The organism is Streptomyces sp. NPDC001828, assembly GCF_042892175.1.
Classification (GTDB): Bacteria; Actinomycetota; Actinomycetes; order Streptomycetales; family Streptomycetaceae; genus Streptomyces.
Genome location: NZ_JBIATV010000008.1, coordinates 220247 through 245296 on the forward strand (window position 1 = coordinate 220247; position 25050 = coordinate 245296).

Here is a 25050-nt window from a genome sequence, read left to right on the forward strand (position 1 = left end):
AAGGAAGGGAAGCCGCACGTGAACGGACCGGTGCCGGTGGAGGAGCAACCGCACAGGAGCGCGCGCGACCGCATCCTGGCCCGTGTCCGGGCCGCCGTGCAGGACGCCCCCGAGGCTCCGGCAGTCGTGCGCGACTACCTGGTGAGCCACACGCCCGACGATCCGAAGGCCGTCCTCGACCTGCTGCACGAGAACCTCGCCGACTACCGCGCCGTCGTGCACCGCACGGACGCGGCCGGAGTCGGCGCGCTGGTCGCCGGCCTGCTCGGCGCACGAGGAGCCACGAGCGTCCTCGCGCCGGCGGGGCTGCCGCCCGAGTGGCTGGCGGACACGGCCTGCGCGCGCGTCGAGGACACCCCGGAGTCCACCCCGGCAGAACTCGACGCCGTCGACAGCGTGGTCACCGGCTGCGCCCTCGCGATCGCCGAGACCGGCACCCTCGTCCTGGACGCGGGGCCGGCCCAGGGGCGGCGCCGCGTCACACTCGTGCCGGACCACCACATCTGCGTGGTGCGGGTGCCGGACCAGGTCGTCGCCTCCGTACCGCAGGCGATGGCGCGCCTGGATCCCGGCCGCCCGCTGACCTGGATCTCAGGTCCGTCGGCCACCAGCGACATCGAACTCGACCGCGTCGAGGGCGTACACGGCCCCCGCACCCTCGAAGTGATCCTGCTCAGCCCCTGATCCGGGGCGCCTCGGCCGCCGCGTCCAACGGCCCTGGCAGCCGGTCCGCCAGCTCCCGCGCCCAGGTCGCGAGCCCGGCGAGATCGATCCCGTACGTCGGTACGCCGGAGCCGGCCGCGTACCGGGCGAGCGAGCCGGTGCCGCGCTCAAGCAGGGAGGCGCCGCCCTTGGCGTTGCCGCGCGCGGCGTGCGTGAGGCCCACCGCGAGCTGCGCCAACCCCCGCCACAGGGGCTCCTCCTGCGGCGGCCCCGACTTCCACGCGTCCTCGAACACCTCGTGCGCGTGGAACGGCATCCCGGCGTCGAGCAGCCGCTGCGCCTCCACCAGCGTCTGCTCGGGCGTGCGCGCCACGTCCTCCGGCTGACGGGCCACCCCGTCGGCGCCATAGGGCAGCGGCCGCCCGAGCCCGTCCCTGGGCCGCGCGTTGCGCGCCCGTCCCTCGGCATCACGATCACGTGCGGAACCGTCCATGCGCCGATTGTCCCCCGTTCCTGTGGCGCTGCCGGAGTGCGGTATGGTTCTCATGCACGAACGGCCGGGGGAAACCCCAGGTCAGACGGGCATCGGGACGTGGCGCAGCTTGGTAGCGCACTTGACTGGGGGTCAAGGGGTCGCAGGTTCAAATCCTGTCGTCCCGACCATGCTTCAAGCAGGTCGGAGGCCGTTCTCTCATCCATGGGAGGACGGCCTTTCGTGCGCCCGGGGCCATGGTGGTCGCAGTGTGGTCGCACGTCCAGGCTGGGGCCGGTCGGCCGTGGTGCTGAAGGCCGGCGGCGCGGGGAGCGGAGTGCGCCGAGGGCCTCGCGGAGTTGGCGGATGTGGTCGCGTGGTGGTCGCGGCCACGCCGGACGGCTCGTTTCGGGGCCGGTCTTCTCGGCTCCGGTGTGGGTGCGGTCGATGGTGTCGATTGCCTCGCGGGCTGCCTGTCGGGTGAGGTGGCTGTAGATGTTCGCCGTGGTCGACAGAGTGGAGTGCCGCAGCGTCTTCGACACCACGGTGAGCGGGACACCGGCGGAGATGGTGATCGTTGCCGCCAGGTGGCGCAGATCGTGGACGGTGATCCTGGGGACGCCGGCTTCCTCAGCCGGTTCGAGAGGCGGGTCGCTTCCGCGGCGAGGTCGTCGTCGAACCCGACGATCATCGACAGCTCGGCGATCGTCTAGTCGTCGAGGTCCACCGACCGCAGCGTGTGCGGCATTGCCCTGGCCTCGTCGGCGAGGATGAACGCGTCCTTCGCGTCGGTCTTGGCCTCGCCGGGGCAGAGGTCGGCGATCCGCCGCATGGTCAGGCCGGGCAGGTAGGCGACGTGGCAGCCGAGCTCGCGGGCGACGGTCAGAGGCAGGGCGCCGATGGAGGCGACCTGGTCGACGATGACGAGCACGGTGCCGTGCCTGGCCTGCAGTTTGGCGAAGACCTCGCGGAGCTTGGGCTCGCTGTTGGGCAGCCGCTTGTCGAAGGTCTTCTTCCCGGCCGGGGTGAGCGCGGTGGCGTGGTGTTCGCCCTTGCCGACGTCCAGGCCGAGGTAGACGTCGATATCGCCGGTATCGATCACGCGCGGTGCCCTCCGGTCGTACTCACCCGGCCTGCCACGGCACTGATCGCCACATCCACATTACGAAGAGCCTCCCGACCTGCGAAGAAGTCGGTGGTCATGCCCCTAATCAGCGGTCTGTCAGTGCCTCCGGAGCTGGTGACACCACCCCCCAGGCCATGCACTCGACAAGGGGAGGTAGTCATGCCAACTCCGAAGGCCGGTAACCCCGTTGCGGGGCTACGAAGACGGTAATGGGGGCGCGTGTCCTAGACATGCTGTGGGGACCCGGGACCGGTCCTAACGGCTCGGCAAGCCCGCCGGCCCGGGTCGCCCTGCTCAGAGTTGGTGAGTTTGCCCCGGCACGACTTGCCTCAGCGCGGCTGGCTGGGCGACGGCTTCACCGAAGAGGGTGTGGCGGGGCCGATCTCGGACATCGTCCGACTCCGGGTGCGGGTCACACCGTGTGCCCGGCACCGCGCAGCAGCGGCGGGTTGAGCAGCCAGGCGTCACCGCGGCGGTAGAGGGCAGCCGGGCGGCCGGTGGGGGGGAAGCGTTGATCGCCGGTGGGCTTGACGAAGCCCGTGGTGTTGAGCACCTTGCGGCGGAAGTTGCTCGGGTCCAGTTGCTGGCCCCAGATCACTTCGTAGACCGTGCGCAACTCGCTCAGGGTGAGGAGTTCCTCGCAGAAGGCCGTGGCGACTGCGGTGTATTCGAGCTTGCTCCGTACCTGCTCCAGGGCTTCGGCGAGAATCGCCGGATGATCGAACGCCAACGCCGCCTGCTTCCCTTCCAGTTGGGAGACGGGAGCCCAATAGGCGCGCCGGGCGTCGGTGCCGCCCACAGGGGCGGGCAAGTCCGGTCCCAATGCGAGATAGGCGATGGTGACCACTCGCCCCCTCGGGTCTCGTCGGGGGTCTCCGTAAGCGCCGAGTTGTTCGAGGTGCAACTTGTTCCCGTCGATTCCGGCCTCCTCGCGGAGTTCACGGAGCGCGCCCTCACGCAGGGTCTCGTTCTTTTGCACGTAACCGCCTGGCAGCGCAGGCCGACCGAGGAAGGGCTCCACCCCGCGCTCGATCAACAGCACCATCAACTGCCCGGACCTGATCGTGAAGATCGCCAGGTCGACGGTCACCCATGACGCCTCCACCTCGGTGGAGCCTTTGAGCCAGTCATCCACGCTGAACCCCTAAAGGTCACATTGACTTAAACGCTTGCGCGACTTATGGTCTCACAGACCAAAACACAACGAGGGCAGGGGTAGGGCATGTTCACTTCCCATGCGCCATCAGCCAAGGTGGTGGGAGACGAACCTTCCGCCGCCACCCGTCACTTATGCAGCGGCGTATACGTGGATGAGCGCTTCCGGGATCTCGTGATCGACGAGGTGTGCACCGCCCCGTACCGCAGGGTCGCCCCGTCCTACGGTTTCGACATCGTCCCAGTCATGCGCCACGCGTGGCGGGCCGCCGCGCTGACCGCGCTGCTGCGGGGGACAGTGGCCGGCGCGGTGAGTGTCCCGGTCTTAGTTGGCGCCCTGCCCGCCGCCGTCATGGTCTTCTGCGGTCTCGCTCTCCTGTGCCTGATTCCGCTCGCCGTTGAGCTGAGGAAGCTGGACCGGGAGCCGGAGCTCGACCGGATCGGCCGGACCAGGCGCAACAGACGGAAGGCGCGGAGATCCAAGCGCCGGGGCCTGGGACCGGTGCCGGGCCCTCGGGCTCTGTTGAGGTGGCTGTTCCCCCGTAGGTACTCGGAGAGCGCACACGCCCTCAGACGCGTCGGCTGGGCTGCCCTGTCCCTGACGCTGGTCGGCCTGATGTTTGCGCTCACCCATCCGCGCCAGGCGACTACCGCCGTCCACATAGGCGCGGGTATCACGTTCGTATGTCTCGGCGTCGGAGCCGTAAGGCAGTTGCTACTCCACCGCATCATGCGGGCACCGACTCTGCGGCCCCGGTACCTGTCCCGCCGGGAGCAGGCGGCAGACACGGAGCAGCGCCATCCCTGTGCGGTCTACCGCCGCGCTCGTCACAGCGAGGACGATGACGAGGACGACTTCGCTGTCTTCACGCTGTTCGGCGACGAGTCGCCCTTCATCGGAGCGGGTGAGCTGGTCTACCAGTGGAACCCGCCCATGAGCATCCAACTGCTCCGACCCTCTGACGACGACGGCGCACCGCTGCACGAACGGGAGCACCCCGTCCCTCCGTTCCGGGCGCATGAACTGGTCGACTATCTGCGCGAGGCGGTCCAGCTACTCGACACCGACAGCCAGGACGTCCGGCTTCCAGCACGAGTCACCGACCGCGTGTACGTCGCCGAGACCGATGTGGCGATTGACCGTTCGCTTCTGACCCGCGAGTTCGACGCAACCCGGCTGCGGGAGATCATTAACACGCCCGGATCGAAGGAGTACCACTTCCTTGAGGTGACCACTCCCGCCGAAGGGGCCGAGTTCGTCGCGACGGTCCTGCTGCACATCAGCGTTCAAGGGCGCACGCTGAGCATCTCCACCGCCGCGTGCGTCCTCGCCCACACGCCGAGATCTTTCCAGCGCACCGCGGAATTCGGGCACCATGGTGTCCTGGCAGTCGCCTGGGCGGCTCTGCGTGAGCTGGCTGAACTGCCTTTGGAGATCCGACACTCCTGGCGACTCGCGCGCTATCTCTATTCCCTGGCAAAAGCGGTCATATTTCCCCGCGATCTCACCTCCACGCCAATCCGTAACGTTCTGATCGGCAGCCGAGTGAGCATACGAGAGCAGTCGGCGCAGGAATGGTCCAAGATCCAGCTGGAGAAGACCGAAATTCTCGGACGGATGAAGACGATCGAGCGCCGGCTGCTCCGGGCTACCGGTGACTTCCTGGCCTCTCACGATGTGGACGCGTCCGAGTTCAACGATCGCGCGACCAAAATCATCAACAGTGGCATCTTCAACTTCGGCGACAACAACAATTTCAGCAACAACGCCGTGGGCGACGCCGCGCAGGTAGGCGCGTCCGCGCATGAAATATCAGGCCCCAATTCCAGCGGTGGAGGAAACAAATGAAAACCAATCACGGAATCGTCAGCCACGGCGACCACAACAATTTCAACAACAACGCCATCGGGGAGCGCGCTCGCGTCTCCCCGGCCGATCCCTCCCACCACTCCACGCGCCTCGCCGAGGTCGGTTCGGACGGCGAACCGGCCGCCGCCGGATGGGACATCGGTGTGGTCACAATCTTGAGTGAGGAACTGCGCTCCGTAGTAGACGAGTTGAAACTCGAACGGCGCAAGGTGGGCGGGGGACTGTATTTCTACCAGGGCGAACACACTACTCCGGAGGCAACCGTACGCATCGTGGCCACCCAGAGTCAGAGCCAGGGACAGCGCTCGGCGATGGCCGCACTGGAGAACCTGCGCCGCCACTACACCCCGCGGCTGTGGGCACTCGTGGGCGTGGGCGGTGGAATTCACGATCAGCACGCGCGTGTCGGCAACGTGATTGTCTCCACCGAGATCGTGTATTACGAGAACCGCAAGATCAATCCGCTGGGGGACGTCCGCCGGCGCGGCGAACACCGCCAGGCCCCCGCACCGGTCGTCCATGGGGTAAATGCCTTCTTCGCCGATCACGGAACCCCGGCACGGATCGACGGTCAAATTGCCACGCACGCATCGGAGGAATTCGAAGTCTACCCAGGCTTGATCGGGTCCGGTGAAGCCGTCATCGCTGATCGGGAGAGCGATATCCGTGACTGGCTCAAGAATTATCACGAGAAGGTCTTGGCGGTCGACATGGAAGCCGGCGGACTGAGCCAGTACTGGCAGGAGAACTCCGTCCATGGCGAACCCAACCCCGGCTGGATCGTTATCCGGGGCGTGTCCGACAATGCCGACCAGGACAAGGGTCACGGCTTTCACGAGCTGGCGGCACGGAACGCCGCATATATCCTACGAGAACTCCTGCCCTATCTCTGCTGACTCTCCACCGAACGCCAAATCCGCCTGCCCGAGGTCAGCCATACACAGGGAGATGGCTCGCATGACTGCTTTTCTATTCGGAATACTCAGCTCGCTCGCAGCCAGCGCGATCATCCTCGTCCTTGGCCTCGTACGCGGGTCCCGCCCTCTGTGGTGGCTGGTCGCGGTCTGCTCGCGCCTCACCGGCACCGGGCTCGCCCGTGTGTACCGTCACCAGTCGTCCGCCGAAGGGGACATTGCCCGCGACCTCGGCCGAGCCAGTTGGATCAAAGTCTTGGCGGGACGAGGAAACGTACTCACCCGCGAGGTCTTCTCCTCTCTGTGGTCGGGGGAGCTATCCCCGGGATCCGTCCAGGTACTGCTGCCCGACACACTCGCGCCGGCCGACTCCTGGCTCGACCGGCGCTCACAGGATCTACGCCTCTTCGATCCCGGCTTCACGCCCGGTCTGCTCAAGAACCAGGTTCGGGCGAACACGGACTACATCGCCCAGGTGACCCGCGAGCAACCCCATGTCCAACTGCGCAGCTTCAACCTCCCCAACACCTGCCGCGTGATCGCCACGGACCGGGTGGCCTACCTCACCTTCTATAGCAGCTCCAGCCACGCCAGGAACTCCCCTTGCCTCTACGCCCGGGCTCCCGGACTTCTTTACTCGATAGCCCTCCAGCAGTTCGACGTGGCATGGAGGAACAGTTCCTCAGCCCGCCCCACTCCCTGACCTCTATCGACCTGATGGCCAAAAGATTCGTCAAGGGGAGCACGGCACGATTTACCAAGGTGAAGTTGCTATGGGCCTGCTGCGCCCGAGATAGGCGGCACACCTGAGGCTCGACAGGCTTCCCTCGCCCGGAGCGCTCTGCGGCAGCTGAGTGAAAAACGTGATGTGCGCAGGCTTGAACTGCTGGCACGATGGCTGGAAGCGGCTGCCCGGCTCTCTCGGACAGCTTTGGTCCGGGACCCGCCGCAGAAGGCGACATCAGACACCGCACGGGGAGCACGGCCCACCTATGACGACGCGCCTGTCCGGAAACGACTTCGCAGTGCAGCTGATCATGCAAGACGGCATGTTCCTGCGGCGCTTCTTGCAGCGAGTCATTGCCAGACCGGAACTGACCATCCTCCCGGTCTTCTGTCTGTACAACTACATGTGCCTGATCCTCCACGAGTCCCAGCGGGCGCTGGGCCGTATCGCACCCGATCTTGCGACCTCACTTGCCTACGACCATGCCGAGACGATCGCTCGGGCCCGGCACTCGGTCAAGCTCTACGATGACAAGGCCAAGGAACCGGCGGAGCTGAGTGCCGAGTTCCGGCGCATCATCGAGCAGCACCGCCAGGAGTTCCTCAACAACACATGGCTCCCGCTAGCGCGGCCGCTGGAGACAGACCTGGGCCTGTGGCGCTTCCGAGGGAGGCTCGTCTCGACCTCTCACACGGTGAGTTTCTTCCTCGGTTTCCCGCCCGAACGTTTCGAAGCCGAGGTACTGGGCGCACGACTCCGTACGGTCGCTGCGGAAATTGGACGCTACGTGAGGGCCATATCCGGCGGACTGCCGTGGGAAGGGCCTTCCTGCCTCGACACGGTACGCAAGTCAGACTTGAGGATGCAAGACGTGCGGGCCAAGAGGCATTACCGAGGAAGTTTCGACCCCTCTTTGCCTGAGGAGGTCAAAGCATTTTTGACGGCCATGACTTGCGCGCTGAACACCCTTGATGTCCTCTTATCCGAGGAGGCAGAGCACTCTGCGATCAGTCTTTGGAAGCTGCGCTATATCACGCTCCACCATGTGTTCTCCAGTCTCGCCAAGCTGGATGAGGAGTACGGAGCTGGCCTGCGAACTCCCGACCGCTCCGTGCTGAGGGAGATCCTGGACGCCCCAATGACCGGTCTGATCTTGCAGGCTCACAGCGGCTTTCGGAACACCCTGGTCCACTACGTACCCCCGCGGAACGTGCACGAGCAACTGTTCCTCCACAAACCGTTTTACGGCTTGCTGGACGCCTACTTCCCCGACGTGGACGCCCGCCTTCTGTATGAGGGGCTCGCCGACCATACCAGTCACGTCGCCAGCATCCTGGATGCATGGTCGCGATCGCGCATCCCTAGACGGTGTGAGGCACGCTCGCGCAGCCCCCGGACTGCCGGGTAAGAAGCCCCGCCGAGGAGCTCCGGGCGATGGAATCCGGCTACGCCGATGTCCTCGACGACCTCCAAATCCAGTACAGGCATATCATCCGCACCATCCAAGCCAGGACTTTTCGGCAGAAGCGGGGGCCTGAAACTGAGGGTTCTCGGCCTGCGCGGGGTGGATCACTTTCACAGCGACACGGAGGTCGGCTGGATCGAGTCGTGGCGGGGGTCGGCCTGGGCGAACGGGCCGTCTTCCAGTGCGTCGCCCGGCACATCGGTGAACCACCTCAGGTGCCCGGAGGAAACAGGGCCCCGCGCTCGTCCGGGGCGCCATTGAGCAGGTCGTGGTGCGGAACATCATCTGTCGCGTAGCCGTAGCGCGAGGCCAACAGCTCTTTGAACGCCTGCAGGTTGGGGGTCCTCATGGCGGAGCCCAATTTCCAGCGGCGTTGGGCGATGGCCAGGAGAGTTACGTCCATCTGCGCACGCAGGCTGTCAGCGGTGAAGGCGTTCAGGGGCAGTGGGGTTGCGTAATGGCTTTCCGGCGTTCGGAAGAAGCGGGCGGGATAGTCCCGGGGGATGCTGCCCGGGCTGGCCTGCTGCGGCCGCAGGTTAGCGGCGATGTTGGCCAGGGTCAGCAGGATCTGCCAGTCGAGCCATCCTTCCTCGCGCAGTTCCTGCAGTGCTGAGCGAATGCCGGGGTCGGCCAGGACACGGGGCAGTGTCTCGCTGAGTACCTGGGGCAGGTCGGTGTAGTTGTCGCGGATCATGTCGAGTGCTCTGGTGCGGTCGTAGCCGGGTCCCGGCGTTGTGGGCTGGGCGAGTTGCGGGGCGGTGGGGGCCTGGAATGCCGTGTCCGACCACGGTGGCATGGCGGATTGCCGCAGGGTGTTGTAGTGGGCCTCGGCCAGCAAGCCGGCGGCTTCGTCGTAGGGGCGACCGCTGATCAGTTTGTGCAGGAGTCCGCGGGCGAATGTTGTCTTCACCAGGGACATGAACGCCTCGGTGGGCCTGGCGCTGAGGTGGGCCAGCAGGTGCACCACCGTGGTGGACAGTTCACGTTCGAAGGCTGTGTGGTCGGTTGAGGCGCTGTAGGGGCTGAGGATGACAGTGCAGTCGATGGCGTGATTGTTGGGCCGGAAGGTGACTCTGTCTCCTCCGCCCAGTGGTGTGCCCGTGATCACTCGGACGAGGATGTCCTGGGGGAAGAACAGGGGATCGTGTGGGGCGAGTTCCGCGAGCGAGATCTGTACCGCGGCGGTGAAACGCTCGGCTGCCAGGACGGTAGCGCGGGTGTTGTCGCACCGGATACGCCATGTCGTGCCTAGGGCTGCGAAGTTCATATCCCGGTGCGCTCCCACGTCCGAAAACGGTCTTCCGGTGAGCTGGTCGTCTGCGTTCTGGATGAACTGCTGCTCGGTTTGCGTGAAGCTTGGCCGGATCAGCGGGAGGTGTTCGTCCAGGTCGGCTAGGTAGTCCGCATCGGTGAGCTCACGCAGGACCGGCATGAGCGCGGGGCGGAACCGCTCTGCACTGAGCATCACCATGCTGGCGTGGAAGTCGAGTTGCTGGATGTAGCTGTGAGAGGGGTAGTCCTCGGGGGTTTCGGCGAACAGGTGGTGGGCCATGAAGGCGAGTCCGCCGAGAGCGAGGGCGTCGCCCCAGTGGCCAGCCGCGTGGGTATGGGCCATGGCTTGGGTTAATGCGGCGGGTAGCAGGTCTTGATGTTCTTGGCCTGCGGGTGAGGCGGCGACGGCGGCGGCGGTTAGCGCGTACTGCCGGGCGGCTTGCTGCAGGTCCAGGTCGCCGTAGATCTTTCCGATCATGCGCATGGTGAGGAGCGCGCCGCGCAGGGTGTCGCCGTGCCACCAGTTGATTTTGACCTCGTGTAGTTCGTGCAGCGCGTCCAGCGGTCTGCCCGCGCGAAGGAATGCCATCGCACGGTCTCGGCAGCGTGCGGCGACACTGCTGTCGCCTGCGAGGTCCGCCTGCGCGGCGTCCAGCGCGTCACGGATCTTCTCGTAGCGTGGGTCTTCGGTGAGGGAGGGTGCGAAGATCTGGAACGTCTCGCTCACACCGTCGACTGGGAAGGCAGGGGCCTGCGGCAGCAGGTCGACCAGCTGTTCCAGACAGTCCATCGCCACGGTGACGTCCACCAGCGGGTTGGCCGAGCTGACAGTGGGCACGATCTCACCCGCCCGCCGCAGCCGTGTCGTCTCCTGCGGGGTGGGTAGCGCCCCTGCGGCCGGGCGTGTGACCTGCGGCCAACGCGGGTGCAGACACAGGCGGGCGGCCACGTCGAGGAGCGACGCCTTGCGTACGGGGTAGACAGCGGCGTCGGTGGCCTCGATCACGACGGCTACACGCTGCCGCAGGCGGAGGTTCAACTCGCGCAGTTCCTGGGCGTTCGCCGTACCCAGGTGACGCAGCCAGGCACCGCCCCAGTACAGCAGCAGTTGGCCCGCGTCATCCAGGAGCGCGACACGCTCCGAGGACAGGGCGGCGTCGATGACTTCCCGGATATCCGCTTCGACACCGTCCAAGCTGTTCTTCCCGCGCAGAACAGCCAACACTCGTTCGTAGCGCGCCCGCAGAGCGAGCTCTCCGTCCCAAGCGTCGATGAATTCCCCGACGTAGCCGAGCCACTCGGCCAGGTCCACTCGCGCCTCGTCGTCGAAGGTCGCATGCCGCAAACCGTCCCGGACCTCGGACAGGGCTCCCGGCGTCAGACGCTTACCCGGCCGCTCCCGCAAAGCGGTCAGGGTGGAGCGGTACCAGTCCGGATGTGCCTCGGCTGGCTCGTCCGGGATCATCGCCGAGGGCAGATCCAGAAACCGCTGGGCGACCCAGACCAGGTCGCCCTGGGCGAGCATGCCAGCCACAGCCTGCCCGTCGAACACGTCCAGGGCGACGTCATAGGTGTCCCGCGCATGTTGCTGCAACCGGTGCCGTGCCGCCACCGGGATTTCGTGCACCGCGAAGAAGGCCACCCTGCGCACGGGTTCGCCTCGGCTGCAGATCGACTTCAGGTCGTCGCGGATCTTCCCGTCCAACGGCGGCTTCTGCACGGATGCCGCCAGGACCCATGGCTCCGTGGTGGCACGCCCGACGAACCCGCCTGCCCCAGGCAGCTCGTGTGGCAGGTTCGTGTAGTACGACTCGGCATCACGTCCCTGGTCCCCGCCAGCACTTACCGGACCGGTAGCGGGCACGATGTTGCTGCTCAGCCGGCGCAGCGCAATCTGAAATACGATCTGCTCGAACACATGGTGCTCGTTGCGGCCCGCCAACTGCTCAAGCAGAAACTGGATATAGCGTTCGGTCTCAGGGTAAGTCGCCACGCAAGGATTCTTTCCCACACCACTGACAACCGGCGTGCTGTCGGAGGGAACGTCGTGAGCCACGTTCTTCTGTGCGCGCTGGAGCAGCCGCCGACCCACGATCGGTGCGGGCAGACGTGATGCGCGACCGCCTCGGGGCCGAGAGGGCCCGCTGGAGGTCAAGGGGCGCAGGTTCAAAACATGCCATCTCGACCATGCTTTTCGCAGTTCGGAGGCCGTTCTCTCATCCGTGGGAGCGCGGCCTCCCGGGGCGTGGTTGTCCCAGGCGTGCGGTCCGGCCCGCACGGTTGGCCGTCTGCTCGGCTCCCCTGAGTACGTGAGGGGCGGTCATGAGAGGTTGAGCCCCGCGTGGTCCCACTGATCGAGCAGCATCTCTGCCGGTAGCGCGCTGCCGTCGGGAGCCAGGCGTTGGACCGGCATGTTCTCGGAGGCGCATTCGAGCAGTTGCTCGGCGACGAGGTGGGGAACGAGCAGCGCTGTGGTGCCGGCCTTCCGGTTGAAGGCCACCTGGTAGGTGGCGATGACCGCTGCTTCCCACAAGGTGAGAGGGTCGCGTTCCGGCTCGCTGTGGTGGGTCCTGACGAGGGCGGGCGCCTTCACCGCCATCAGCTGCCATGGCGTACTGACGGGGCGGCCGGCTTCTTCGCGTGCCTGACGGATCCAGTCGGCAGTGAGTCGGCGGAAGGCGGCGTGGGCCTCGAGCTTCCCCTTACGGCGACGTCCGAAGGCGTCGCTGACGACGGTGTAGACCGAGAAGTCCTGATCTTCCAGGCGGCGCCAGGACCAGACGGCTCGCCGACTCCACTCGTACCATGCTCGCCGGAAGGTCTTCTCCGCCTCCGCCCCCAACCCGGCGAGGCCCGGGTTGGGGGAGAACTTCGGCTCGGGCATGGTACGCACGGCAGCCGCCTCCAGCAGGCGGATCGGCTGCACGAGGGCCGCGAAGGCCCGACGCTCCTCGTCGAGGGCCGTGGCGAGGCGACTCTGCAGACCATCGGCCCAGGGGGCGAGGAAGGGGTACTCGGACACGGCCTCGTTGCTCCGTGTCAGGTAGGAGTGCAGCCGACGCCAGTGCTCGTGACGGCGGGAGCGGAAGTTGCGGGCGCGGTCGTATCGCTTCCATTCCTCGTCGTGCCCGGCCTCGTCGTCGTCTTTCTCCTGCTCGTCGCCGGATTCGGTGGCGGGGGGCGGGTACTCGCCGGCGGTGAGGGCGGTGGCGGCGTCACGCTCGGCCTCGAGGTCCTCCTCGTTCTTGGACTCACGGTCGAGCCAGATGGCGAGTGAATCCACTTCGCTTACGGCGGCGCCGAGCGGCAGGATGAGGCTGTCTGTGGGCAGAGGCCACCGACAGCTCGGGCAGAGCCGCGCCACGGCTTCGTCGAAGGGGACGTCGATCTGGTTCACGGAGGCGGCTGACCGCAGCGTGCGGCACTCGGGGATTCCGTGGAGCTTGCCCTTGCCTGTCGCCGAGACGTGGCAGGTGATGAGGATGCCCCGGGTCAACCCCAGGGGAACCTCAGGTGTAAAGAGGGAACCGAGCATGACATGGCGAAGCTCATCGCGAGTCGAGGACATGTCGGCAGGCTATGCGCGGGCACTGACAGTCCGCCGGCAAATCTGCCCTCACCCTGCGGTGACCAGAGACGCCAGAGCGATCCTCACCGCCAGGACAGCGATCTTGGGGACCACACGGTACGCGCGGTGGTGCACGGTGCATGCTTCCATGCACAGCTTGCACGCGGATTAAGTCCGCTATATCCAGAAAATATTCTCGACCCTGGGGGTCAAGGGGTCGCAGGTTCAAATCCTGTCGTCCCGACCATGCTTCAAGCAGGTCGGAGGCCGTTCTCTCATCCATGGGAGGACGGCCTTTCGTGCGTCCGGGGCCATGGTGGTCGCGGTGTGGTCGCACGTCCAGGCTGGGGCCGGTCGGCCGTGGTGCTGAAGGCCGGCGGCGCGGGGAGCGGAGTGCGCCGAGGGCCTCGCGGAGTTGGCGGATGTGGTCGCGTGGTGGTCGCGGCCACGCCGGACGGCTCGTTTCGGGGCCGGTCTTCTCGGCTCCGGTGTGGGTGCGGTCGATGGTGTCGACTGCCTCGCGGGCTGCCTGTCGGGTGAGGTGGCTGTAGATGTTCGCCGTGGGCGACAGGCTCAGTAGATTCTTCGTCTGCTGCCACGGCACGGCTTTCGCCGATCGAGTGACGCCACCGAGGCCCGGTCCTGGTGAGCGGCTTCACCGACCGGCTATCGGATTTTCGGTCCGGGGCTGGGAGGCCGCGTGGAAGAGACTGGACTGGACGCCTGTGGAGAGGTGCACGCGCGCGGGTCCGAAGTCCCCTGTGCTTGCGACCCATGCCCAAGGGCTTTGGGCGTCGCGGGGCGGCATGCCGCTGGGCGCCGGGGCCGGAGGCGGTATGGCGTTGTCGACACCACCCGCACGTTGACGAAAGCCTTTCAAGACCGATTCCAGGGCTTCGGTGGACATCGGCCGACCGCGCGTCGGCCCTCGCAACACGACGAACAGCCAGTCGTGCGGGACGCGGGGGCGCTCGCGGGCGACGTATTCGTCCACCGCACTGACGAAGGGCTCGGAAACGCGAGCGAGGCGTCCGGCCTTTCCTCCGGCCTCGCGGACGTGGACGTGGTTCTCCTCCGGTAGAAGATCGCTCACGCGGAGTCCGAGCAGCTCACGGCGGTCCAGTTCGCCTCGCAGCACGGCACTGACCATGGCACGGTCGCGGGCGGTGGCGAGCGCCATGAGGGCCCGTTCGGCTTCCTTCGGTACGGGGGTGGCCGGGAAGGAGCGTCGCGGGCGCAGGGGTGGTGTGCTGGGGAGGCCGGTCCGGCGAGTGTCGGGAGGCGGCACCGGATTGTGATCGATGGACAGGTCGTCACGGGTCATCAGGTAGCCGAACAGATTTGACACACTGGCCAGTTGGCGCTCGATGGTTCGTCTTGAGAGACGCGCGCCGCGGGTCTCCCTCTGAGCTCCGGACGAGAAGTGGTGCCTGTTCTGCTGTTCGGTGACGAACGTGAGGACGTCTCGGGTGACGACGTCGGCCGGATCCTTGGGCACTGTGGAGAAGAACGCCTTGAGGTCGTAGGCCCGGGACAGGAGTGTGTTGGGGCGACGGTGTGCCGCGAGGTTGCGCAGATAGTCGTCGACCAAGGGATGTCCGAGCGTCAGCGAGAGGTGCCCCGGGGCGTTGCTGCGGATCAGCTTCGGTTGCCACGGCATACGAACTCCTCGGGGCGTCAGCTGTCCGTTTCGAGCGAGGGGTGTGCGGGCACTTCGGGTCGTCGATGATCGGGCGCCGAGAGGGGCGTCGCCGGGGGAACTCCACTGGTGCGGAAGGATGTTCGGGGCGCGTGCCTCGGGGCTGCTGTGCCGCAGCAACGGGTCGGTTCCGGTGAGAGGCCGGCGTGAGCGGGCCCGGCGGGGAGGGCATCGCGCCGGGCCCGCGAAGGGCTAGAAGCTGGTCCAGGTGAAGGCGACCTTGTCACCGGACTTGAGGGCGAACTGGCAGCCGCCGACCGGGGTGGGGGTGCCGTTGACGGAGATGTTCCAGTAGGCCGACGTGCCGCCGCTCACGTTCTTGATGGTGTCCACGGAGAAGTCGTCGAACGAGGCGTACCAGGTGCCGTCCCAGGTGAAGCCGCGCCGATGGGCGGCGTCGTCCAGGGCGGCGGTCGGGGTGGGGACGGGCGCGGGGTTCTTGGCGCCGTTGGTGCCGTCGCAGGTGTGGGTCCCGCCGGTGGTGGTCACGGCGTGACCCTTGGTTCTGATCTTGCCGTTGAAGAGCGTGCCGTCGGGTCCCTTGACCGTGACCGTCACGACGACGGGTGCGTTCGTGTTCGGGGCGGGGCAGGCGAATGCCGGGGTCGCGGTGAGGGCGAGACCTATGGCGGTGGTGGACAGGGCGGCGTGGCGCAGGACTGTCTGGCGCATGGTGGAGCCTCTCTAGGGTTGGGCTGGGATGGGCCGCAGGGCGCATCTGCGCCGTGCGGGGCATGGGGCGGCGCGGCCGTTCGCTACGCCTCGACAGCCGGGACGCTCGCGTCGGGCCGGGCGGCGAACGTGATGGGAGCCTGGAAGCGGGCCTTGCGGGCGGCACGGCGGAAGACGGTGAGGACCGCCGGTCCCGCGAGGGTGACGCAGATGAAGTTGGTGACCGCCCGCCCGGTGTCCCAGCCGAGGGACGTGGCCAGGTCGAAGGCGAGGTAGCGGTGCCACTGCTCGGTGAAGGGCAGGCCGGGAAGGTAGGCGATCGAGCTGTTGGGGTCGAGGGAGAACGGCCAGAACGACAGGTTGAGGAGGAAGCCGAACAGATAGCCCGAGAGGGATCCGTACACCGCGAGCATCAGGACCTCCAGGCGGCCCGAGGCGCGCGGCAGGAAGCCGGCCAGCATGCCGACGAAGGCGCAGCCGAACATCTGGTACGGCATCCACGGCCCGACGCCGCCGGTGATGAGGGCCGAGGCGAACAGCGAAGTGCAGCCGAGGGTGAAGCCGAAGCCCGGTCCGTAGACGCGGCCGGCCAGGACCAGGATGAAGAACACCGTCTCGATGCCCGCGGTCCCCGCGCCGAGCGGCCGGATCGCCGCGTTGACCGCCGACAGCACTCCGAGCATGGCGAGCGCCTTGGAGCTGATGCCGCCCTCGGCGATCTCCGAGACCACCACGCACAGGACGAGGACGAGCAGCGCTCCGAAAATGAGCGGCGGCGCGTACTGGGAGCCGAACTTCCCCGGAGCGACCACGAACGGCCAGAAGAAGGCGACCAGGCCCAGGAAGGCCGCCATCGCGATGACGACGCCGGCGCGCGGCGTGACGCGGATGGCGGTGGTACGCACCCGGGTGATGGCGTCGCTCACTGAACACCGCCTTCAACGCGGGCACTCTCGGTCCCAGTCCTCACCTGATCGATCGTCAGGTAGGGCAGCGGGGAGAGCACCTTGGCGACCTGTGGGGCGAAGACCGGTGAGGAGACCACGACATCGGCGGCAGGGCCGTCGGCGACGATCTCGCCCTCGGCCATGACTACGACGCGGTCCGCGGTGCGGGCGACGAACTCCACGTCGTGGGTCGAGACGACCACCGCCCGGCCCTCGGCCGCCAACGTGTCCAAAATCGCGTTCAGTTGGGCCTTCGCGCGGTAGTCGAGGCCGCGGGTCGGCTCGTCGAGGAGGACGACGCCGGGTGCCGCGGAGAGCTGGATCGCCAGGACGAGCGCCAGCTTCTGCCCCTCGGACAGGTCCCGGGGGTGTGCCGCGTCGCCGATGCCGGGTGCCAGCCGGTCCAGGATCGAGCGGGCGGAGGGCCCCGCGGCCACGGCGGACTCGCTGTCCGCCTGGTCGAGTTCCTGCTTCACACTCTCCAGATAGAGCAGGTCGGTCGGGGTCTGGGGCACCAGCCCCACCAGCTGTCGCGCCCGGGTCGCGGACACCGAGCCGGGGTCGCGGGCCACGCCCGGCGCGGCGCGGTCCGAGGGGTTCCATGGGGTCACGCGCACGGTCCCGTCCGAGCGCTGTCCCGAGCCCTGGAGCGCCCAGAGCAGCGAGGACTTGCCGGAGCCGTTGCGGCCCATGAGAGCGACCGTTTCGCCTCCGCGCAGCTCCAGGTCGACCTCACGCACCGCGGGCAGCGCCTGGCCCCGGTAGCGGACGCTCACCCCACGGGCGTCGAGGACGCGCGGGCGCGGTGCGCCGGAGGCCGTCGGCCGGGCGGGCGGGACCACGCGGCCGGTCAGGCGCGTGCGCAGCGGCGCCGCCGCGCGGCGGGCATCCCGTACGGAGAGCGGCAGAGGGGTCCAGCCGGCGTGCCGGCCCAGTTCGACGATCGGTGGTGCGATGGCCGTCGTGCGGAACACCTCGGCGGGCGCGCCTGTGACGACACGGCCGTCGCCCGGCAGGTAGAGGACCCGGTCCGCGTACTGCACCACCCGTTCCAACCGGTGCTCCGCGAGCAGCACGGTGACACCGAGATCGTGGACGAGACGGGTGATCGCCGCGAGGACCTCCTCGGCGGCGGTCGGGTCAAGCGCGGAGGTCGGCTCGTCGAGGACCAGGACGCGTGGGTGCGCGGTGAGGACGGAGCCGATGGCCACACGCTGCTGCTGCCCGCCGGAGAGCTCGTGCAGCGCGCGGTGGCGCAGGTCGGCGAGGCCGAGCAGGTCCAGCGTCTCCTCGACGCGCTTGCGCATGGTCTCCGGCGGCACCGCCAACTGTTCCATCGCGTAAGCCAGTTCCTCCTCGACGGTGTCGGTCACGAAGCCGTCGAGCGGGTCCTGGCCTACGACACCGACCACATCGGCCAGCTCGCGCGGCGGGTGGTGCGCGGTGTCGCGGCCGTCCACGGTCACGGAGCCGTAGACCGTCCCACCGGTGAAGTGGGGCACCAGCCCGTTCACCGCGCCCAGCAGGGTCGACTTGCCGACACCGGTGTGGCCCACGACGAGACAGAGTTCGCCCTCCTCGACGGTCAGGTCGACGTCGCGCAGTACGGGTTCGGCCGCCTCGTCGTACTGGACGGTGACATGGTCGAAGGTGATCACGTGGCGGCGGCTTTCTCGGAGGGCTGCGCGGCAGCGCGCTGCGGTGCGGCCGGAAGGGTCGCGGGCAGCGGCGGCGGAGCGATGAACCCGGCGGCGCCCGCGAGCAGGATCGCGGCGGCCGGAACCAGCGGCAGGGTGGGCCAGCTCAACGGGTAGATGGATGGGTTGAGTTCGGCCGCGTTGAACCCGACGTCGGTGAAGAGCAGGACTGCGGACAGCACGCCGGACCCCGTCACGGCCCACTCCTCGAACCGCCAGGGATCGGGGCGATAGGACGTGCGGGTGACCCGCCGGCCTCCGAGCCGCAGCCCCGCGATGCAGAGCAGCGCGCCGACCGCCATGGAGGGAAAGCCGAGCAGCTTGGGCGCGGTGGCGTCGAGCAGCCCGTACGCCCCCGAGCAGAGCCCGCACATGCCGAGCAGGAGGAGGAGCCCGGTCAGCCGGCGGGAGCGCTTCGTCGCGCTCCCGGCCCTGCCGTAGCCGCGCGAGTCCATGGCCGCGGCCAGGCGCAGCGAGCGCTCCAGGGCGTCTTCGAGGACGGGGACGACGATGCCGCGCAGCGCGCGCAGCCCCTTGGTGCGGCCGGCGCGCAGGCGCCGTGCCCGGTGCACCCGCTGGACGCTCTGCACCAGTTGGGGGGCCACGCTGATCGACACGGTGACCGCGACACCGAGTTCGTAGAGGGCGCCGGGCAGGACGCGCAGCGCCCGCTTCGGGTTGGCCAGGGTGTTGGCGGCGCCGATGCAGCACAGCATGCAGGCCAGGCGCAGCCCGTCCACGGCTGCCGAGAGCAGGGCCTCCAGCGAGACGGGGCCGCCGAGTTGGATGCCCGCGTACCAGGCGGGAGTCGGGATGTGGGGGAGCGAGAAGAGGAAGTGGTCGTGCGGGGTGATGCCGGTGGCGAACAGGGCCCGGAAGACCACGCGGATCGCGACGACCGAAACCGCCAGGTACAGGTAGTACTTGAAGCCCCGGGCCCAGGGCGCCTCGGTGCGGCGCATGGTGATCACGTAGCCGAGAACCGTGAGGACCAGGATCAGCAGCAGGGGGTTGTTGGTGCGGCTGACGGCGGTGGCCAGGGCCAGGGCCCACACCCACCAGGCCATGGGGTGCAGTGTGCGGGGCAGGCGGCGCCCGTCCGTGTCCGGTGCGGCACCGGACACGGACGGGCGCGCTCTGGCGGGCGCGTTCATGCGGCTACTCCGACCGTCTGCGGCGGCGCTGGGCCGCGTAGGTGCCGCCCCCGGCGATCAGCAGCACCAGGCCCGCGGTGAGGGCGATCGGTGTCATCGATCCCGGATCATGGGCGGCGTCGGCCGCCGGTGCCGCGTTGACCACCTTCGTACCGGTACTGGGCGAGGGTGCGGCACTGGCCTCGGCGCTTGCCGAGGCGGACGGTGATGGTGACGCGGACGGTGCGGGGGACGCCGTCGGTGAAGCGCTGGACGCCGAGGGCGACGGGGTGGCCGGGTGCTCCGGTGCGGGGCCGGTGTCGGTGCCGGGAGGGAGCGGGTCGGCCTTCTTCGTCGCGTCGGAGCCCTGCGGCACGGCGCCGCCGGTGGCCTGTGCGTTGTGGGCACGCAGCTGGTCCGGGGAGATCGCCGGGCGTCCTTCGGTGCCCTCGACGTTGGTGCCGCCGAAGATCCACAGGTCGACGCTGCCCGGCTTCGGCTTGTAGAGCATCGCGCCGAGCTGGCTGTACTCCCAGGTGTTGGCGCCCGGGTCGGCGTGCCAGTACGACCAGTAGGCGGACGCCGGCGGGGTGAGGACGCAGTCGTCCTGGGAGGGCGGCGGGAACTGCTTGCCGCCCTGGTAGCCGCTGTAGCCGATGCGGCAGATGAACGCCGGGCCGTCGTGGCCGGTGCCCGTGGTGCGCCAGCCGCCCTGGTTGAGCAGTTCGTACCCCGTGGTGGGGGTGGTTCCGCAGGAGCGGTAGACGGGCCCGCCCCACTTGCTGAAGTCCACGGCGAGCACCGCCCCCGAGGAGGTGGTGCACTGCCCCATGGGCTGGGGCGCGGCGGCGGCCGGGTGGGCCACCGCGGTCAGCGCGCCGACCACGAGTGCCAGAGCGCCGGCCGCGCGGGCGACGGCCCGAGGTATGCGCGCGATCATCGCCTGCCTCCCGCGGCCGCCCGGCGCCGGGCGACGACGACCGTGCGCCACCCGGCGAGGCACAGCAGCACCGCAGCGAGAACAAGTCCGCCCGTCTGCACGCCGGTTGACGCCAGGGCGCCGCCACCGGACGAGCCGGAGCCGTCGCCGCCCGGGGTGACGACGGCCGGTGTCGAACCGCTCGCGGACGTGCCCGGAGCCTGCGCCTTCGTGCCGCTCAGGTCTCGCGTCAGCGTGCCGAAGGACGTGCCGATCGCCCCGCCGAGCGCCTGGGTGGAGGCGCGGACGTCCGAGCCCCGCTGGCCGTCGGCCGCGACGTTGAAACCGCCGTCACTGTTCTGCTGGCCGACCAGGAACGTGCGTGCCTTCTTGATCTGGTCTCCGTACTTCGCCGCGTCCAGGGACAGCCCCTGGACAGCGAGTGCCGCGGAGTTGACCGAGTCGCCCGAGGCGCCCTTGAAGCCTCCGTCCGGCAGCTGCTTGCTCGCGATCCAGGCGAGAGCCTTGGTGACGGCGGCCTTCGCCTTGTCGTCCTTGACGAGGTCGAGGGTCATGGCGGCCATCGCGGTCGAGTCGACCTCGGAGTCGCCGGTCGAGGGGATCAGGCTCGGCCAGGCGCCCGTGTCGCTGTGCTGGAGGCTCTCCAGGTAGGCGACGGGCTCGGTGGCCGCGGCCTTCTCACCCGCGCGCAGCTGGGCGATGACGCCGAGGGACTGGGCGAACACCGACGGGGCGTAGCGGTAGGCCCCCTTCGCTGGGCAGCTTTTGTCGGAGCCCGTGCTCGGGGCCGCGCAGACGGCTTGGCCGAGCGCGGCGATGAGGTCGTGCCCCGCGAAGGCCCTGGGATCGCGTCCGACGGACTGCGCGAGGACGGCGACCTTGCCGATGGAGCCGCCTGCGGCGTGCGAAGTGCCCACGCCGGTCCACTCGTTGATGGTCCGTGCCGGTGTGGCGCCGTCCTTGCCCTTGGTGTCGAGGAAGTCCACGATGCCGCGCAGGGCCGCGTTGTCGGTGCCGGTCGCCGCGAGGGCGTAGGCCCCGTCGATGGTCAGTCCGAAGTCGGCGAAGCCGGTGCCGGCGACGTTCTCGTAGAAGTGGCCCTGCTTCAGCCGCGAGCCGTCGGTGAGGTAAGCGGAGCCCTTGGCGAGGTCGGGACCCTCGCCCTTGGCCCACGGAGGCGCCGAGCCGGTGGGGGAGGGACCGGTGGGCTTCGTGCTCGGATCCGTGGACGGCGGGGTCGTCGGGTCCTTGGTGGGCGGAGTGGTGGGCGGGGCCGTCCGTGTGGTGGTGAGGGTCGCCAGGTCGGTCCGCGCGCCCGCGATGACGGCGCCCCAGGTCGGGTAGATCTCCGGGTCGGTCGCGCCTTCGTCGAAGCCGAAGCCGCCGGCCTTCGTCTGCTGCCGGCCGAGCCAGGAGACGGCGGCGTCGGCGCGGGTGGTGTCGCCGAGCAGCCGCAGCGCCTGCGCTGCTTCGCCGGTCGCGGTGACGTCGCCGGTGGTGACGCCGGGATAGGCGCCGAAGGCGCCGGTGGGCAGTTGGGCCGCGCGCAGGTTCTTGCGCGCGCTCGCGACGGCGTCGTCGTGACCGCCCGCGCGCCGGAGGACGACCGTGGCGTACGGGGTGGTGGCCGGGTCGCTGGACGAGCAGGTCTCACCGGCGCGCAGCAGGGTGGGGCCGAAGCCGCCGTCCTTGCACTGATGGGCGGCGATCCGCGCGAGGGCGTCGGCCGGCACCGGGGCGTCGGCCCGCTGGAGTGCGAGGACCGCGAGGGCCTGGGTCGCCACGTCGCCGACCGCCGGGAAGTCGCCCTTGCCGACGCAGTCGGGCAGTGCTTCGGCGGTGCACATGCTCTTGGTGAGGTCACCTAGCAGGTCGTGGCCGCCGAAGGCGTGCGGGTCGTGCTCGGTGCTCTCGGCCAGCAGGGCGAGCAGCGCGGCGCCGGTGGGGCTGGGCGCCTGACCGACACCGTTGAGGTAGGCGAACTCGTCGGTGTGCGCGGCGAGATACGTGGTCATCCGGTCGAGCGCGTCACTCCTGCCGCCTGCCGCGGCGAGGGCGAGCGCCGTGCGCGCTGTCTGGTACAGGTTGGGCGCGGAGCTGCCTTCGTCGTAGATGTGGTCGCCGTCGTGGAGCAGGCCCTTCAGCCAGCCGGCCGCGGCCGTGAGGTTGACCTCGGCGGGCTCGACGACGGGCGGATGGTCGCCCGGGTCGCTCTGGCCCTGAGCGCGTACCTGGGCGGGCGTGAAGGAGGGGCCGCCGCTCGTGCCGTTGGGGTCGGTGGGGCCGAAGACCCACGCCTCGACGGAGCCGTCCTTGGGATGCTGGCTCATCGCGCCCAGCGGGCTGTACGTCCAGTAGTCCTGGCCGGGCGGTGCGATCCAGTAGGACCAGTAGGCCGTGGCCGGAGGCGTGAGCTTGCAGGCGTCCTGATCCGGCGTGGGGTACTGCGTACCCGTATCGAACTTGGCATTTCCGAGGCGGCAGATGAACGCGGGGCCGTCGTGCTCGGTACCGGTCGTCGTGAAGCCCGCCTCGTGCAGCAGGTCGTAGCCGGTGGTCGGGGTGGCGTCACAGCCACGGACGACTCCGCCGCCCCAGTGTCCGAAGTCGACGGCGACGACGGCGCCCTTGACGGATGTGCAGTCGCCCAGGGGATCGGCTGCCGCCGGTGCGGCCCCGGCGAGGAAGGACACCCCGCCACCGACCGTCAGTGCGACCGCGCACAGCGCGGAGGCGAATCTGGCCCGTATGCCTCGGCCTGGTCTGCTGGTGTGTCCCACCGTTACCCCCTGCTTCACCCGCAACGGAGTTCTGCATGGGAGAGGGGCCCCGCCGCTGGAACAGGGGCCGATCCGCACCACACCGTAGTCCGCGACGGCGTCTGTTGCTTGAGTCAGTCCGGGTAATCCGGCTTGTCCGGTGGGTACTTGAGGTACCACCGAATCCACGGTTGCGGGTCAGCGCCGGATTTCGACCGGCTTCCCCCGGAACTGACAAGAGAATCGGGCGGATCAGAACACAAGTCCGGCAAGACAGTCAAGTGGTGGGCAGTCGCGGCAGGTTGGGGTAGCGTCCGGTGCTGCCGCATGGGGGAATCTGGTGCGAATCCAGAGCTGACGCGCAACGGTGTGGACCGGCCGGGGGCCGGGGCGAGCCCGAAGACCCGTACGGCAGTCACATCAAGGAAGTCGACCACGCGCTCGGACGACGGCCTGCTGCCGCGCGCCGGGCGTCCTCGTGCGAGGGGACGGACGCGGCGGACCGGTCGGCGTCCCCTCTCCCCGGGAGTACCCGACATGACCTCCACCCGCGTTTCCCGCCGGGCCCTGCTGACGGCGGCCTGCTCGCTGAGCGCCCTGGCGCTCACGGCCGTGCCCGCCTCCGCCACTTCGTCACCCGCGCAGATAGCCACCGCCAAGACCAACGGCGTGAGCTACCTCAGATCACTTCAGGCGGCCGACGGCTCCTACGCCGGCGCCGGACTCTCCAACGAGTGGGCCTTCTCCGCGTTCGCCGCGGCCGGCACCGCCGCCGTCGACGTCACCCCGGGCGGCGACACCACGAAGAACGCCCGCGCCGTCTACCGCAACCTCCTCGCCACTCCCGCGTGGCCCAGCACCTCGCCGGTCGTGACCGACTACGAACGCGGCATCGTCAACGCCTACTCGGCCGGCATCGACCCGGCCCGCGTCTCGGCGAACCGCAACCTCATCGCGGACACCTACGCGTACTGGCAGAACTCCGCCCCCGGCTACTGGGGTGCGTCGAGCAACTTCAACGGGACCGTGTTCGCGCTGCTCTCGCTCGGCGGCGCCAGGACGCAAGCCGGCGTCCAGCGCATCCCGCAGACGCTCCTCAACGCCTCCGTCACCACCGTACGGGCCAACCAGCACAACGACGGCGGCTGGAACTTCAGCAAGGCCGAGGGCGACCCGACCGCACTCGCCGCGGCCAGTGACATCGACATGACCGGCGCCACCATGGCCTCCCTGTGCGTCTCCGGCGTCCCGGCCACCGACCCCGCCATCACCAAGGCGAAGGGCTTCCTCAAGTCGAAGCTCATCAACACCTCCGGCGCCTTCGACGCCATGTTCGGCGTCAACACCGACTCCAACGGCTGGGCCGTCTCCGGCCTGAACGCCTGCGGCATCAACCCCCAGACCGGTGACTTCCTCACGAAGGCCGGGAAGACCCCCGTGGACTTCCTGATCGCCCAGCAGTTCAAGCCCGGCGGCGGCTTCAAGTACCAGCCCAGCGACACCTCGCCGTCCGCCTATGCCTCCATCGACGGCCTGCGCGCCGTGGTGGGCGGCGGCTTCACGGCGACACCGCCGGTCCCCACCACGACCGGTGCCCCGCAGTGGGTGGCCACCTCCGGCTTCACCACGGGCACCACGTCCAAGCTGGCCCTGACCGTGGACACCGGCAGCTCGCTCAAGGTCTGCTCGGTGGCCGTCACCCCCACCGCCGCGACCCTCACCCTGGGCGCGGTGCTGGACGCGGCGACGAGCGCCGCCACCCCCGCCGGATGTGTCACCTCCGTCACCCCCGGTAGCGGAAGCGGCATCATCACGTCGGTCAACGGGCTTGCGAACAGCGGTAGTTCTACGTGGAAGGCGAGTGTCGACGGCGCCTCGGCCGCTGGCGCCAACCGTGACACCGTGATCAGCCTGGGCGACACGATCTCGCTGCGCTACGGCAGCTGAGCCCGACCACGGCGGCGTGCCCGG

Annotated in this window: 17 protein-coding genes, 1 tRNA gene, 2 pseudogenes and 2 riboswitches; of the genes and pseudogenes, 7 read left to right on the plus strand and 13 right to left on the minus strand. The window is 68.8% G+C overall.

Features of this window, described 5'->3' with window-relative positions; genetic code table 11:
• Positions 1 to 18 precede the first annotated feature (18 nt).
• Positions 19 to 684 (plus strand): lactate utilization protein C, encoded by a 666-nt coding sequence (locus ACFYZA_RS23065; RefSeq protein WP_382586126.1) that lies wholly within the window; start codon positions 19 to 21, stop codon positions 682 to 684.
• On the opposite strand, the gene ACFYZA_RS23070 is transcribed toward ACFYZA_RS23065, so the two are convergent.
• Positions 674 to 1156, minus strand: coding sequence for a DUF309 domain-containing protein (locus tag ACFYZA_RS23070; protein ID WP_388492461.1), 483 nt, complete (start codon positions 1154 to 1156; stop codon positions 674 to 676). The genes ACFYZA_RS23065 and ACFYZA_RS23070 overlap by 11 nt on opposite strands.
• A gap of 93 nt (positions 1157 to 1249) precedes the next feature.
• Here ACFYZA_RS23070 and ACFYZA_RS23075 point away from each other — a divergent pair.
• Positions 1250 to 1326: transfer RNA gene (locus ACFYZA_RS23075), tRNA-Pro, on the plus strand.
• A 345-nt stretch (positions 1327 to 1671) separates the two neighbouring features.
• Here ACFYZA_RS23075 and ACFYZA_RS23080 read toward each other — a convergent pair.
• The 3 genes and pseudogenes from ACFYZA_RS23080 to ACFYZA_RS23090 all read right to left on the minus strand — a co-directional run.
• A pseudogene (locus ACFYZA_RS23080) lies at positions 1672 to 1746 on the minus strand (hypothetical protein); the annotation flags it as partial.
• Positions 1747 to 1763: 17 nt separating this feature from the next.
• Positions 1764 to 2234 (minus strand): annotated as a pseudogene (locus ACFYZA_RS23085) (IS110 family transposase); the annotation flags it as partial.
• Positions 2235 to 2673: 439 nt separating this feature from the next.
• Positions 2674 to 3396, minus strand: coding sequence for an NUDIX domain-containing protein (locus ACFYZA_RS23090; RefSeq protein WP_376207103.1), 723 nt, complete (start codon positions 3394 to 3396; stop codon positions 2674 to 2676).
• An 87-nt stretch (positions 3397 to 3483) separates the two neighbouring features.
• Here ACFYZA_RS23090 and ACFYZA_RS23095 point away from each other — a divergent pair, with 87 nt between their 5' ends.
• From ACFYZA_RS23095 to ACFYZA_RS23110, 4 genes are all read left to right on the plus strand, one after another.
• Positions 3484 to 5265: a hypothetical protein gene (locus ACFYZA_RS23095; protein ID WP_388492462.1), complete on the plus strand. Its 1782-nt coding sequence runs from the start codon at positions 3484 to 3486 to the stop codon at positions 5263 to 5265.
• Positions 5262 to 6182, plus strand: a complete 921-nt coding sequence (locus tag ACFYZA_RS23100; protein WP_388492463.1) for a hypothetical protein — start codon at positions 5262 to 5264, stop codon at positions 6180 to 6182. The genes ACFYZA_RS23095 and ACFYZA_RS23100 overlap by 4 nt, the downstream gene beginning before the upstream one ends.
• A gap of 61 nt (positions 6183 to 6243) precedes the next feature.
• On the plus strand, positions 6244 to 6903 hold the full coding sequence (locus ACFYZA_RS23105) for a hypothetical protein (protein ID WP_388492464.1): 660 nt from the start codon (positions 6244 to 6246) through the stop codon (positions 6901 to 6903).
• Positions 6904 to 7192: 289 nt separating this feature from the next.
• Positions 7193 to 8335, plus strand: a complete 1143-nt coding sequence (locus tag ACFYZA_RS23110; protein WP_388492466.1) for a hypothetical protein — start codon at positions 7193 to 7195, stop codon at positions 8333 to 8335.
• Positions 8336 to 8603: 268 nt separating this feature from the next.
• Here the strand turns inward: ACFYZA_RS23110 and ACFYZA_RS23115 are convergent, their stop codons facing one another.
• The 9 genes from ACFYZA_RS23115 to ACFYZA_RS23155 form a co-directional block, all read right to left on the minus strand.
• Entirely contained in the window at positions 8604 to 11657 is a 3054-nt protein-coding gene (locus tag ACFYZA_RS23115; RefSeq protein ID WP_388492468.1) for a hypothetical protein, read from the minus strand.
• Between the two features lie 327 nt (positions 11658 to 11984).
• Positions 11985 to 13232: a hypothetical protein gene (locus ACFYZA_RS23120; RefSeq protein WP_388492470.1), complete on the minus strand. Its 1248-nt coding sequence runs from the start codon at positions 13230 to 13232 to the stop codon at positions 11985 to 11987.
• A 655-nt stretch (positions 13233 to 13887) separates the two neighbouring features.
• Complete coding sequence (locus ACFYZA_RS23125) at positions 13888 to 14823, minus strand: tyrosine-type recombinase/integrase (protein WP_388492471.1); 936 nt, start codon at positions 14821 to 14823, stop codon at positions 13888 to 13890.
• A 300-nt stretch (positions 14824 to 15123) separates the two neighbouring features.
• Positions 15124 to 15603 carry a DUF4430 domain-containing protein gene (locus ACFYZA_RS23130; protein ID WP_388492473.1) on the minus strand — a complete coding sequence of 160 codons (480 nt, stop codon included), beginning with the start codon at positions 15601 to 15603 and terminating at the stop codon, positions 15124 to 15126.
• Between the two features lie 83 nt (positions 15604 to 15686).
• On the minus strand, positions 15687 to 16457 hold the full coding sequence (locus ACFYZA_RS23135; protein WP_388492699.1) for an ECF transporter S component: 771 nt from the start codon (positions 16455 to 16457) through the stop codon (positions 15687 to 15689).
• A gap of 68 nt (positions 16458 to 16525) precedes the next feature.
• Positions 16526 to 18208, minus strand: a complete 1683-nt coding sequence (locus ACFYZA_RS23140) for an ABC transporter ATP-binding protein (RefSeq protein WP_388492474.1) — start codon at positions 18206 to 18208, stop codon at positions 16526 to 16528.
• Positions 18205 to 19401, minus strand: coding sequence for an energy-coupling factor transporter transmembrane component T (locus ACFYZA_RS23145; RefSeq protein WP_388492476.1), 1197 nt, complete (start codon positions 19399 to 19401; stop codon positions 18205 to 18207). Before ACFYZA_RS23145 ends, ACFYZA_RS23140 begins: the two co-directional genes overlap by 4 nt.
• Positions 19402 to 19405: 4 nt before the next feature.
• Entirely contained in the window at positions 19406 to 20320 is a 915-nt protein-coding gene (locus ACFYZA_RS23150; protein ID WP_388492477.1) for a hypothetical protein, read from the minus strand.
• Positions 20317 to 23100, minus strand: coding sequence for a prenyltransferase/squalene oxidase repeat-containing protein (locus ACFYZA_RS23155; protein WP_388492479.1), 2784 nt, complete (start codon positions 23098 to 23100; stop codon positions 20317 to 20319). The genes ACFYZA_RS23150 and ACFYZA_RS23155 overlap by 4 nt, the downstream gene beginning before the upstream one ends.
• Positions 23101 to 23199: 99 nt before the next feature.
• Positions 23200 to 23357: riboswitch (cobalamin riboswitch) on the minus strand.
• 52 nt (positions 23358 to 23409) lie between these two features.
• Positions 23410 to 23485, plus strand: a riboswitch (cobalamin riboswitch).
• A 131-nt stretch (positions 23486 to 23616) separates the two neighbouring features.
• Here ACFYZA_RS23155 and ACFYZA_RS23160 point away from each other — a divergent pair.
• Positions 23617 to 25026, plus strand: coding sequence for a hypothetical protein (locus tag ACFYZA_RS23160; RefSeq protein ID WP_388492480.1), 1410 nt, complete (start codon positions 23617 to 23619; stop codon positions 25024 to 25026).
• Positions 25027 to 25050 lie beyond the last annotated feature (24 nt).